Origin of the sequence: Shewanella xiamenensis (genome assembly GCF_014647135.1) — a bacterium.
GTDB classification, from domain to species: domain Bacteria; phylum Pseudomonadota; class Gammaproteobacteria; order Enterobacterales; family Shewanellaceae; genus Shewanella; species Shewanella xiamenensis.
Genome location: NZ_BMOP01000002.1, coordinates 1 through 12,981, shown reverse-complemented (window position 1 = coordinate 12,981; position 12,981 = coordinate 1). Strand labels below are relative to the sequence as shown.

The window sequence follows — 12,981 nt, the reverse complement described above, 5'->3', positions numbered from 1 at the left end:
CCATGTAATTAGATCATGATTTGTAAGCAATTCTGCTACACTTTTGGGGGAGAGTTTTCGTAAGATAGACCATTTCCTCATTTTTGGAGTTGCTTCCACATCCATGGATAAAAGCATTTTCTTACCCTTAGTACAAAATGCAGCGTTACTGCTCGCCTTAGTGTTTTTGTACGATGCGATTCCTAAAAAGCATCAGCGGCAGTATTTTTTACTATGGCGGCTGGGGATTGGCTTATTTATCGGTGGCATTGGTGTCGCGATTATGAGCACCCCATGGATGTACGAACCCGGTATTATCTTCGATACCCGCTCTGTACTCTTGTGTGTTTCGGGCCTGTTTTTTGGTGGCTTACCGACGGTGATTGCCGTTGTTATCACTTCGCTGTACCGACTCAGTATTGGCGGTGTCGCCATGTGGGTTGGCGTTGGCGTAATTATCAGTTCCGGTCTTATCGGTGTGATATGGCGGCATTATCGTAAGTCCTATCTTGCCAATATTTCGGGTAAAGAAGTCTTTGGTTTTGCTTTTTTAGTGCATTTAGTGATGTTGTCATGGTTTTTTCTGCTGCCTAACCAGCTTGCATTGCCCGTATTGTCGAAAATCGCCTTACCAATATTATTGATTTATCCCCTTGCTACCTGGCTGCTAAGTCTTTTGCTATCTCGCCGTTTTGAGCTAGAGCGGGACGAGCAAATTCGCCTGCAAGATGATTTTTTATTCCGCAGCCAATTTAACGTCGGCAATATTGGGATTGCCATTACTGGCGTCGATCAAAAGTGGATCAAGGTGAATCCAAGGTTATGCCAGATGCTTAAATACTCAGAGGATGAGTTGCTGCATATGACTTGGAAGCAGCTCACTCACCCCGATGATGTTGAAGCTGATCTATTAAAGTTTGAGCTAATGCTTGAAGGAAAAATTGATAACTACGAATTAGATAAACGCTTTATTGCCAAGGATAACTCGATTGTTTACACCCATATGACAGTGGCCTGTAAGCGCGCAAATCATCAGGTATTATTAGTGATTGCAGGCTTTTTGGATGTCACGGCGCAAACATTAGCTGACATGGAGGTGCTCGCCAGTCGTGAGCAACTTGAGTTGGTATTGAGCAGTAGCGATCTTGGGGTATGGGACTGGGATATTCGTAATGACCATATCGAGCGAAACGCCCGCAGTGCCGATATTTTAGGTTGCGATATCGATATGCTCAATGCCAATAGTCGCCAATGGATGGACTCGATAGTGGCTGAGGATAGGCCCAAAGTATTGCATTCTATCGAGGCCCATATTCGTGGCGAAACGCCGCAACATAAGATGGAATATCGCTTAAAAACCCTTAACCGCGACATCCGCTGGATTTTAGATACCGGTAAAGTGGTGAGCCGTGATGCCAATAACAATGCGCTCAGAATGTGCGGTACTTATACCGATATCACCGATGCTAAGTTGATTGAAGAGTCTTTAAAACTCTCTGCGTTAGTCTATAACAATAGCTCCGAAGCCATGAGTGTACTCGATGAAAACGGAGTGATTATTACCGTAAACGCCGCATTTACCGATATCACTGGCTATAGCGAGTCTGAAATTCGTGGACAGCATATTCGTATGATGTATTGCGACCTTAATGGTCACGATTTTTATCAGCGCATGAATAATGACATTCGCGAAAAAGGCGAGTGGCAGGGTGAAATGCGCCAACGGCGTAAGAATAATGAAGAGTATGTCATTTGGCTAACCATTAATACGATTAATAATGCCGAGGGTTTGCCTTATCGTCGTGTTGCGCTTTTTTCTGATATTACCGATAAAAAACAAAGTGAACATTTAATCTGGAAACAAGCCAACTACGATACCTTGACTGGCCTGCCTAATCGACGCATGTTGCTCGAATATTTAAGTGCCGAAATCAAGAATGCTGACCGTAATCGCAATCACTTTGCGCTGATGTTCCTCGATCTCGATTACTTTAAAGAGGTTAACGATACCTTAGGTCACGCCATGGGGGATCAATTACTGATCGAAACCGCCAGTCGCTTAAAATCCTGTGTGCGGGATGCCGATGTGGTGGCGCGACTTGGCGGTGATGAGTTTACCGTAGTATTAAGTGCTATGGCTGATCATAAGGGGATTGAGCGAGTTGCCGAACATATTTTAAGGCGTATTGCCGATCCCTATCTGCTCGGTGAAGAAACTGCTTATATTAGCGCTAGTATTGGTATCACGCTTTACCCCGATGATTCGACTAGTATTGAAGGTTTACTTAAACATGCGGATCAGGCTATGTATGCGGCAAAAGATCAAGGCCGCAATCGGTTTAACTATTTCACGCCATCGATGCAGGAATACGCTAAGTACCGCATGCGATTAATTCACGATCTCCGTCAAGCCGTGCTGAATAAAGAATTTGAACTGCATTATCAACCGATAGTAGCGATGGCGACAGGGGAAGTGGCTAAGGCAGAAGCCTTATTGCGCTGGTTCCATCCGGAGCGCGGCTCTGTATCGCCAGCAGAATTTATTCCCGTTGCTGAAGATACTGGGCTGATTGTTGAAATCGGTAACTGGGTATTTGAACAAGCAGCACGCCAAAGCGCCCAGTGGCGCAAGACGTTGGGCGTGGAAATTCAGATCAGTGTTAACAAATCGCCTATACAGTTCCGTGACGAGGGCACACTGTTACACAATTGGCTTGAATTACTGCAGCAGTTAGATGTCACTGGTACTGGCGTTTGTGTGGAAATTACCGAGGGGCTATTGCTTGATGCTAGCATGGGCGTGACCGAAAAATTGTTAGCCTATCGGGATGCGGGCGTGCAAGTTTCCTTAGACGACTTTGGTACCGGGTATTCATCACTGGCCTATTTGAAGAAATTCGATATCGACTATTTGAAAATAGATCAATCATTTACACGTCATATTGATACGGATGAAAATGACCACACCTTGTGTGAAGCCATTATTGTGATGGCTCATAAATTGGGCATGAAAGTCATCGCCGAAGGGGTTGAAACCGAGGCACAGCGGCAGGTGTTGCTCAATGCAGGCTGCGACTATGGCCAAGGTTATTTATTCTCTAAACCCGTCAGTGCCAGTGAGTTTGCCAGCAAGTATTTGCTGACATAAACACCTAGGCGAGAAAGGTTTATCAGGCGTGCGACGTTTTGCCTATAAATCCGCCGCGAATTTTGCTAGACTCCGCGGCCCCATTTAAGGGCATGATGCAGAAAATTAATAATGTTGAAGAGTACAACAAGTCATCTCTTCGATTCGTCTCTTTTTTGCTGCGCATTGAGCAATTCCACCGACTAACACCTAAGAGTTCCTATGAAATTTGACACACTCGGCTTATCTTCACCTATTTTGAATGCGATAACTGAGTGTGGCTATCAGCAACTCACTCAAGTGCAACAACAGGTTATTCCTCTCGCCTTAACGGGGAAGGATATTATGGCCTGTGCTCAGACTGGAACGGGTAAAACCGCTTCCTTCGCCTTGCCCGTGCTTGAGCAACTTGCTGCCCAGCCTGCCGATAAACCCTTGCTGCGCGCCTTAGTGATGACACCAACCCGTGAGTTGGCAATTCAAGTTTGTGCGAATATTCAAAAATATAGCCAGTTTTTGCCCCTTAAAACCTTAGCGGTTTATGGCGGTGCGAATATGAATCCGCAGCGTAAAGGCGTCGAGCAGGGCGTCGATATCCTCGTCGCAACCCCTGGGCGACTATTCGATGTTATTGGCCAGTTCAATTTAGACCTGTCCAGTGTAACGACCTTAGTGATCGACGAAGCGGATCGTATGCTCGATTTAGGCTTTGTACGCGACATTGAAAAGGTGAAGCGCCTTATTGCCCCAGTACATCAAACGATGTTGTTTTCAGCCACCTATAGCGATGCGGTGAAGCAACTCTCCCATAAGATGCTCAATCAACCTGAATGGGTTAATGTTGCCGAAAATACCACGGCATCGACCGTAGAACAGCTAGTGTATCGGGTCGATAAGCGCCGCAAAGCAGAGTTATTATCTGAGCTGGTGGGGCGCAATAATTGGCGCCAAGTGTTGGTGTTCGCCAGTACTAAGGAATGCGCTGAGCATTTATTGCAGGAGTTAACACTCGATGGGATCAGCGCGGGCGTGTTCCACGGGGATAAAACCCAAGGCGCGCGTAATCGTGTGCTCGATGATTTTAAAGCCGGAAAACTGCGCGTGTTGGTGGCAACCGATGTGGCGGCCCGCGGGCTTGATATTCAGGCGCTGCCCTTAGTGATAAACCTAGAGTTGCCTTTCCTCGCGGAAGATTATGTCCATCGTATTGGCCGCACTGGCCGTGCGGGCCTGTCAGGTCGAGCGATTTCATTTGTCAGTCCAGCAGATGATGAAATGCTCGCAGAAATTGAAGCTTTAATTGGTCAGCAACTCCCTGTCACCGTGCAGCCTGGTTACGAGGAGGGCACGCCACTGCCTGCACGTTACCGCGATGCTCCCGCGGCAACCACTAAAACTAAATGGAGTTATAAAGCTCCAAAAGATCGCACTATTGGCAAAGTCAGTGCTGCCGGAAAGTCGAGTGAGAGCCAAGCTAGAGCAAGAAAATCTCCTACCCGCGAGGGTAAGTATTCAAAAGATAAGGCTAAATTTAGCCCATTTCAAACTCAGCGTTCTGGTGGTAAGCCGCAGGGCGGCAATAAAGTAAAATAGTGCAGTACGCAGCGCGCCCAAGGCGCGCTTTTTGTTGAGCTTTAACTAGAATATCCTACACTCGAATGCCCCTAAACGTTGCCCGTTACCCTGCGAGTGTTGTCCATGATCGTCAAAGCCATTCCCACCAATATCATCACAGGTTTTTTAGGTGTCGGTAAAACAACGCTTATAAAACAACTTTTGAAGACTAAACCTGAGGGCGAAACTTGGGCGATATTAGTCAATGAATTTGGTGAAGTCGGTATCGATGCGGGCCTCTTAGAGGCAAACAACAGTGGGGTGCAGATTCGTGAAGTTGCCGGGGGCTGCATGTGCTGCGCGGCGGGCGTACCCACGCAAGTGGCAATCAATCAACTGATCGCCCGTGCTAAGCCTGATCGCTTGCTGATTGAACCTACGGGACTTGGGCATCCTAATGAAATTATTAAAGTCCTCAGTGCGCCCCATTATCAACATGTTATCCGCCTTCAAAGCACTTTATGCCTAATTGATGCCCGTAAATTAATGGATGAACGCTACCGCGGACATGATAATTTTGTGCAGCAGTTGCAAGTAGCCGATGTGATCGTTGCGACCAAAACCGATTTATATCCTGAGTTTGAGGCATTGCAGGGCAGGCAATTAGCTCAGGAATTAACTCATTATCTCAATGCCTTACAACTCGATAATACGCCAGTGGTGGAGCATAGTTCGCCTCAAGGCTTATCGGCTAAATTACTTGAGCTCCTTAAGCAACCCCGCCGTGATTTACCTAAACCGGCCAGTAACCTAGCCGTTAGCATTAACGCATTGAGCCAATCTCGGAGTGTGTTGCGTAACACTGCCGACACTTTGGGTTTGCAGGGGCTGTTTACCGAGGAGGCAAGCGAGCAAGTCTACCAGTTTGATGCGCGTGGCATAGTACGTAAGCAAAATCAGGGGGAGGGCTGTTTTAGCTGCGGCTGGGTATTTGAACCTATGCAAGAGTTTGATTTTGATAAATTAATGCAATTTATTACCCTCCAGACCCAAACAAATCCTACTTTACTTCGGTTAAAGGCTGTAATGATTACCAGCGATGGTATTGCGGGGATCAATTGGAGCAGTGGGGATATGACTGTCACTGAACTTGATGATTGTGTTGATTCTCGGCTTGAAATGATTGCAACCCAAGAGCTGGATTGGGACCACATTGAACTGGCCTTAATGGAATGTTTAGCTGGTTAATTGAAGGGGATTAATCGGTGAGCATTGAGGTGGGAATGGTGACGCCACGTACTTTTGCCAGTGTAGCCAATTCGCCTGTCTCAACCATATGTTGCATAAATAGATCGAAACGTTGTTGAAGTGGTTGAAATTTTACGTCTTTTGGAAAGGCCATAAAGCCATCTTGGATATCAATTCTTGGCATTATAGGTGTGATTGCCTGTGGAATTTTGATTTGCGCGAGCACTGCTTGAGTATTGCGTATGTTGGTGGCAAGCAAATCGAGATCGCCACGGGATAAGCGTTCAATACCACTTTTGAGATCTGCAAATTCATTAATTGTGAGCGTTTTGGTGCGTTCGTTAAATAAATAGCCGTAACTCCAGCCTTGCATTTTGCCAATTCTTAATCCATGGATACTGGCATAACTACCATCCCAAGGCGTGGGATGATTGACTCTGGCATAAAAAACGATTTCATCGCGATAAAAGGGTTGGGCCGAGAAGGCTAAGTGCTTTTGCCGTTCTTCCGAAAAATAGGGGCCAATTAAAATATCTGCTTGGCCGCGCTCGACCATAGATTGCGCTCGGCGCCAAGGCGCTATTTGATAATGAATGGTCACTTTTTGTTGCTGGGCAAAACGGTTGAGTATATCTACCCCTAAGCCGATGTATTCGCCGTTCGGTTTTTGTTCAAAAATTTGGCTAAAACGAGTCCCTACAGCAAAGAGCTCCTCTGCTTTTATAGGGGCGACTAAGCAAATGAGGGTGAGCAAAACTAACCTTCGCAAGGTGTTCTTTAATGCCATTTCATTCCTGTGATGGTTGCTTCATTCCAAGTGGAATGTGGTGCAAGTAAGGGGAGTTTGTTAAATAAATTGTTACGTACTTTGAATATCAGCAAATTGTACACTGATTTAGATCCCTATCTGCACGTACCTGTCATCAATGCGGATAACCGTGCCTCAATAACCGGAAGATAACTAAATAAAAAGATTGGTAATTTTATAATATAAATCCTTAACCATGTTTGTTTCAAATTGTATCCTTTGTGATTAGTGTGATGGCGGAATACTTATATTATTCAGGCAAGCTCAAGCAAACTGGGTTATGCTGCGCCGCCAATGCGTATTTTGATAAAAAGAGAGCCCATGAAGTTACAGCAAATTGATAAATCCCTTTATCGTAGCAATATGAACCTGTTTATGGTGGCCTTAGTGTTGGCCTTGATCGTTTGCTCCCTTGGCTTTGGGGCTGGATTAATTGCGCTCTTTGGCGTAGAGGCTTTACCCGGTGAGCCTACAGGAAATTTCCACTGGAATTTACTCGGGGTGATTTTGGCGGTATTACTTTGTAGTGCTATTGTCTATCAGCTAAAAACTCAGCCCTTTTTTAAAGAGATTTATTATGTGTGGCAGTTAAAGCAACTGCAAAATCGCATTTATCGCAAGCTGGCTAAAGTCAAAGCAGCTGCGGCGGACAATGATATAAATGCGTTGATTACATTGCTATTTTACTTCACCAGTTTACGCCAGGTGTATTTGCTGGATGATAATACCTTGACCTTATCAGCGGTTGATAAGGAGCTTGCACAGTTACAGGCACAATGTGACGTTTTAGGATTAGCGCTATCGGCTGAACAATTTGAGGTCGAACTGTTAGCGGGTTTTTAATTCTAGATTTAATGATTTAGTCGCGTATCAAGACCGTTAAATAAAAAGTGAGTGCATGCACACTCACTTTTTAATTGGAATCGATTAGCGGCTTCGATAACGCGGTTAAGGTATTAGTTCGCTGCCTGCTGCGCACGTTGCAGCGTCAGTAACCACTTACCATAGAAATAAATACCCACCGCCGAAATAGTACCAATCGCCGCAATAATATACCAAGCCATACCAATGTTGTGGCTGTGGTAAAGCAGCTGAGTCAGATCATGGGCATTTTCACCGGTAAAGCTGACTAGGGTGGTAAAAGCTTCACCCTGCGGAATGGCATTCACATCCGTTGCGCTCATGCCGCGCTCGAGTAATAAGTCGCGTGAGAACAACTCTTTCGAGGCGAAAATTTCATAGAGTTTTGGGCCAAAATAACCTTCTAAGCCCCAACCAATCCCTTGAGGTAGCATGACAAAACCAAGGTACATGGCTTTTTTACCTTCGGGGGCTATGTTACCCATAAATTCGTTTTTCTTTGGGCTAATCATCATTTCGCCAATCGAGAACATCGCGATGGCGAGCACAATAAACCAAGCCGCATGGAAGGCACCGATAAACACAAAGGCTAAAATACTGAGTAAACAGCCAATCAACATGGCAGTAGTTATGCGGTATTTGGCGGTCAGGGCGGCAATTAAAAAGCAGCTCGTCATAATCAAGCCGGCGTTGAGGTTAAGCATGCCCTCAGGCATCACTTTCGTGCCTTCATTATTTAATCCGAGCCAGAATTGTAAAATACCGTTGCTGGTGCCTTCACTACCAAAGAGCGAAGTGACAATCACACTGGTATCGACCCACTCGGAAATATGAATCGGTAGTACGTCAAACAGCGCATTAAACAAGAACCAAAAACCTGAAAATACCAGCATGTAATAGATCACAATTGGCTTTTTAAGCTCATGCCAAGCGTCTCGCCATAGGGACTCTTGTTCGACTTCACCTGATTTAATTTGTTGATTACGGATGAGGCGCTCGGCTTTTCCTGGCTCGGTATATGTCAATAAAAACAGGAAGTTTAGTGAGATAATTGCGGCGCAGGCATAAAACACATTATCCCAAGAAAGTTGACGCATATGCACGGCAACCAATGGGCCTAAGAAGCCACCGATATTCACGACTTGGTAAAATATCCCCCAAGCCATGGAGGTATTATTGCGATTGGTGGAGAGCACTAAGGTGCCTTGAATACCGGGTTTAAAGATACCCGTACCGATGGCGAGTAGCAGTGCCCCCGATAAAAAGCCCCAAAAGGTAGGGAAGAACGCCATAGTCAGGTAGCCCATGATTTTAATCACAGTCGAGCCGAAAATGGTTTCCTTGTAGCCGACTCTGTCGGAAATCCCGCCAGTAAAGACGGGTACAAATGTCTGCATAATCGCCCAGAGCGAAATAATAATGCCATAGTCGCTGAGGCTGATCCCCAGACCGCCAGCCGATTCAGGCGCTTTGGCGTATAAGCCAGCACTGGCTTTTACGCCGTAATAGGCGATTCGCTCGACCAGCTCCATGCCGCCCACTAACCAAAAAATATAACTTAGGCTAGTGATGGAGGCCCACATACCTAACTGTTTGACTTCGCGCAGATCATTCTCTGCATTTGGACTATTGTGACTCATGTCCTTCCCTTTATTATTGTTATTGACTTTAATTTAACTAATTCATTATTAATTAAATGGTTAGCTCAATTGCAGAGACAAATAATGCCTCGATAATTAACTCATTTCTGGCAATATAAACCTACACTTTACCTAATTAAGGGGTAAATACCAAAAAAGTAGTGAAAAATGATGAGTTTCGCCACATCTGTTATTGAGTAGTGTTTTATTTGTCGTGATGGGTTGGTAAAAGTGTGCCATCAGTAAGATATTGTGTAGATTAGTTTTTGTTATAAATTTATCCTGCTAATCGGGTTTGGTATTAAAGTAAAATTTAGGTACAATCCATTGCCGCATTTTTGTTCATCATTCTATTTATCTAAGTGAATACCGCTAGAACAATCTGAGTGCGCACCCTGCCTTTATTTTTGTGAGATTTGGTTATGACTGCTGTTTCCCATAGCGCAACGGATCAACGCCTGCTGCAAGAGCCGATTTCGAAGCTTTTCTGGCGCTATACCATTCCAACAATCGCCTCCATGCTGGTGACTGGGGTATATGTCACCATTGATGGTATCTTCGTCGGCCATTATCTCGGTGAAACGGGGCTTGCTGGCATGATGCTGGCTTATCCCGTGGGCGCGATTCTCTACGCCGTCGGTGCCATGATTGGCATGGGCAGCGCCGCGTTAGTCTCGATTAACTTGGGGCAAGGCAATATAGCCAAGGCGCGTAAATTGCTCGGTAATGCCTTTAGTTTATGTTTACTCGCGGGGGCATTTTTTGCCTTAATCGGCGGGATTTTTTCGCGAGATATTTTAATCGCCCTCGGCGCTGAGGGGGAAATACTCGAAAATGCTAATGAATACCTGTTCTGGTATTTTGCCTTATGTCATTTCCCTATTATCTCAATGGCATTTACCACCTTGCTGCGTAACGATGGTCGCCCATCCATGGTGACCTTTGTGCTGATCTTAGGTGGCGTGCTGAACACCTTTTTAGATTGGCTGTTTATTGTGGTGTTTCCCTTCGGTTTAGCAGGGGCGGCGATTGCCACCATGTTGTCGCAGGCTGTGACTGGCTTGCTCTGCCTGCAGCATTTTTTTGGGGCGCGCACTCAGCTCAAAATCAACCTAGAGCAGATGAAGCTTAAGCTTGATAACTGCATCAACATCGCCCGTGTTGGTTTGCCAAGCTTTTTAATGAATCTGTATCTGTCGATTGTATTGACTCTGCATAACACCGCATTTTTATGGGTTGGTGGCCCTTTGCATGTGGCAGCATACGGGGTGGTCAGTTATACCGAAGCGTTTTTCTACCTGATTTTTGAGGGGATTGCCCTCGGTACTCAGCCGATTTATAGCTTTAATGCGGGAGCAGGGCGCTTCGATAGGGTTAAACAGGCACGCAATATTGCCTTTGGCATGACCCTACTCACCGCCGCACTTGGCTTACTGTTGATTTATTCCCGCCCTGAATGGTTGGTGTACCTGTTTGCCGGTGATAACCCAAGCCTTACGCCCGTCGCGATTGAAGGCATGCGTTGGTATTTCTGGGGCTTGCCGATGGAAGGCCTCATTTTAGTGGGGGCGAGCTTTTTCCAAGCGATTAATTGTTCGAAACAAGCATCGATTCTAACTGGCGCAAAACTCATACTGATTGCTGCGATTATCTACTGTTTTGCTTGGGCTTTTGGCGTGATCGGTGTGTGGATATCGCTCGCGACCTGTAGCACGCTATTGGTCATTTGGATGTTCATTGCCATGCAGCGGCTTAAGATTAAAGCCTAATTTTTGTTTAGTTATTATCTTAGTCTTGAAACCGACTTAATACTGGCGTGTCGGCATGCGCTCTGATACATTTCGCTGGTTTAAACCCTGCTTAAAATGAGCTCAGTCTGTAGTATGAGTGTTGTCGATAAAATACCGTTACCGACTGACAGTAATGCAGGTGGATAGGATAAATTCTGGGCCACTTTGTCTGGCTTTTCGTTTGTTATTTAAGTTTTAAGAGGCTCTTATGCACACCGCTGCAGTCATCTCTATGCTGTTGTTTGGCGTGTTAACCAGTGTTAACGCCAGCGCCAAGGATAATGAGTTAGTGTTTGCTAGCGATTTTGAGGGTAACCGCTTATCACAACCTTGGTCTTGGATCATGGGGTGCCAATTTGAGGGTGCTGAGCCCCATAGTGGCGAGAGTGCGTTGTTATGTGCAGAAGGCAATAGCAGTATTGTCAGTAAATACCCTGTATCGGAAGCGGGTCTATTAGAGTTTTGGGTAAAAACTCAAAATATCCAAACCCAATATCGGATTAATGTGCTCACATCGCCCGTATTAAAACTGGATGCCCAGTGGCAGCATGTGGCGCTTATCGATGTTACTCCTGGCACAAATGAATATTTAGCCCATCGGGTGTCGATTGACGATCCGAGTCGTCAATATGTTCGCCTCGATATTGAAGCGATTAATGGCCCTATCAGTTTGGATGATTTAACCCTCGATAAAATTCGCTTAGATATTGCCCTGCAAAAAAACGAGCAAAAAATTATCGGCGGCATTTTAGATAAACTTAAAGAAGACAAAAACTACGAGGTTCAGGCCGAATCCTTTAGAACGCTGGGGAAAAACTACGCCGCCCAGCTCGAAAGCCAAAGACAATACCTTGAGTATTCGAACGCGATTTATTCCAGTATCACCTTTGTACTGGCGACCTCTGAGCGCAATAAAATGTCTAACCCTTTGGGTTATAACACCTTTAGGTCAGTTTTAACCGATGCTAAGCGTGTGGCATCGCCGATTCAACAGGCGCGTTTAGGCTCTATGGTCAAGCCCTTTGGTGACTTAGCAACCGCCACCTTAAATGTGGTGAGTGCTGGTGCCTACTCAGCCTTTGCTGAACCTTTTAAATCCTTCCTTGCGGCCACCTTTGATCGCTCAAACTATGACAACAGCGACTTAAGTCGCAGTGATAAAAAGTTTGCCGAGGAAAACGGCCTTAAGATTTACCAGCAGGCCGAGCGCTTTATGTCTGAAATCGAAAAAGAGTTGCAACAGGTGACCGCACTCGATAATGATTTAGTCAGTATGCAGAAGAACTTAGACAATTTCCGCAAGGATTTAGACAAACATCTGCGTAGCTATCTGCAACACGCCAGCATTGCCCGTACGCCCGAAAATTACAGTAAGGTGATGAGTAAAGATGAGCAGACTCGGGCGCAAATCATGGCTGAAGTGAATGCCAATATCAGCGCCAAAGCCGAAGCCTTACTTGCCTCTAATAGTAATGCTGAACTGGTACAGTACATGATTAAAACGACTGAAAAAATGGATGAGTTTCAGGAGTTTAAAGAACGTTTTAATCAAATTACTTCAGCGATGTTAACCTTCTATGACCGCTTTGAGCGCTCGATTGCCGCCGAGCAAAATCCCTTTACCGACCCAAGCGATAGGGCGGTATGGGAACAACATGCTCAAAGTGCACGCAATTATATTCGCCAGTCGAAGGAAGCCTTTACGAAAGCCTTTATGTAGCAGGTTGTTGTAGAAACATAGATTGAGCTTTTTCATAAAAATGGCGGAGAAACAATTTTTCTCTGCCATTTTTTATATACGCAATTTACCCAACCGATCGTTTAATAAACCATTTTAATCTGAGCGTGGGCTTTGTTTCCTAAATCGATTCAGCGAACAAAGCCCCTCATAATCGTCTAAATATCAAACTACACGGTAAGTTACAGGCATGCCTAGCCCAGTAAGTTTGTTCAAAGCCCTAATCATCGCGTAAG

Annotated in this window: 8 protein-coding genes; 6 read left to right on the top strand and 2 right to left on the bottom strand. The window is 45.4% G+C overall.

From position 1 onward, the window contains the following. Nucleotides 1-103: 103 nt before the first annotated feature. The 3 genes from IEY09_RS01700 to IEY09_RS01690 all read left to right on the top strand — a co-directional run bounded on the left by IEY09_RS01700 (nt 104) and on the right by IEY09_RS01690 (nt 5,908). Nucleotides 104-3,127: an EAL domain-containing protein gene (locus tag IEY09_RS01700; RefSeq protein WP_188869598.1), complete on the top strand. Its 3,024-nt coding sequence runs from the start codon at nt 104-106 to the stop codon at nt 3,125-3,127. A 201-nt stretch (nt 3,128-3,328) separates the two neighbouring features. Beyond that, entirely contained in the window at nt 3,329-4,699 is a 1,371-nt protein-coding gene (locus tag IEY09_RS01695; RefSeq protein ID WP_188869596.1) for a DEAD/DEAH box helicase, read from the top strand. 105 nt (nt 4,700-4,804) lie between these two features. Continuing rightward, complete coding sequence (locus IEY09_RS01690; RefSeq protein WP_188869594.1) at nt 4,805-5,908, top strand: CobW family GTP-binding protein; 1,104 nt, start codon at nt 4,805-4,807, stop codon at nt 5,906-5,908. 10 nt (nt 5,909-5,918) lie between these two features. Here the strand turns inward: IEY09_RS01690 and IEY09_RS01685 are convergent, their stop codons facing one another. Further along, nucleotides 5,919-6,695 carry a substrate-binding periplasmic protein gene (locus IEY09_RS01685; RefSeq protein ID WP_069454558.1) on the bottom strand — a complete coding sequence of 259 codons (777 nt, stop codon included), beginning with the start codon at nt 6,693-6,695 and terminating at the stop codon, nt 5,919-5,921. A 342-nt stretch (nt 6,696-7,037) separates the two neighbouring features. On the opposite strand from IEY09_RS01685, the gene IEY09_RS01680 reads away from it, so the two are divergent. Further along, the gene (locus IEY09_RS01680) at nt 7,038-7,559 is read left to right on the top strand and encodes a DUF3087 domain-containing protein (RefSeq protein WP_172590079.1); all 522 of its coding nucleotides are present in this window, start codon (nt 7,038-7,040) and stop codon (nt 7,557-7,559) included. Nucleotides 7,560-7,672: 113 nt separating this feature from the next. Here the strand turns inward: IEY09_RS01680 and IEY09_RS01675 are convergent, their stop codons facing one another. Beyond that, on the bottom strand, nt 7,673-9,217 hold the full coding sequence (locus IEY09_RS01675; protein WP_069454560.1) for an MFS transporter: 1,545 nt from the start codon (nt 9,215-9,217) through the stop codon (nt 7,673-7,675). 422 nt (nt 9,218-9,639) lie between these two features. Here IEY09_RS01675 and IEY09_RS01670 point away from each other — a divergent pair, with 422 nt between their 5' ends. Both IEY09_RS01670 and bdpA read left to right on the top strand, forming a co-directional pair. Next, nucleotides 9,640-10,986: an MATE family efflux transporter gene (locus IEY09_RS01670; protein WP_088585854.1), complete on the top strand. Its 1,347-nt coding sequence runs from the start codon at nt 9,640-9,642 to the stop codon at nt 10,984-10,986. Between the two features lie 229 nt (nt 10,987-11,215). Then, a complete protein-coding gene (gene bdpA, locus IEY09_RS01665; RefSeq protein ID WP_188869592.1) occupies nt 11,216-12,727 on the top strand; it encodes a BAR domain-like protein A BdpA in 1,512 nt (503 codons plus the stop codon). The last annotated feature ends 254 nt before the right edge of the window (nt 12,728-12,981 follow it).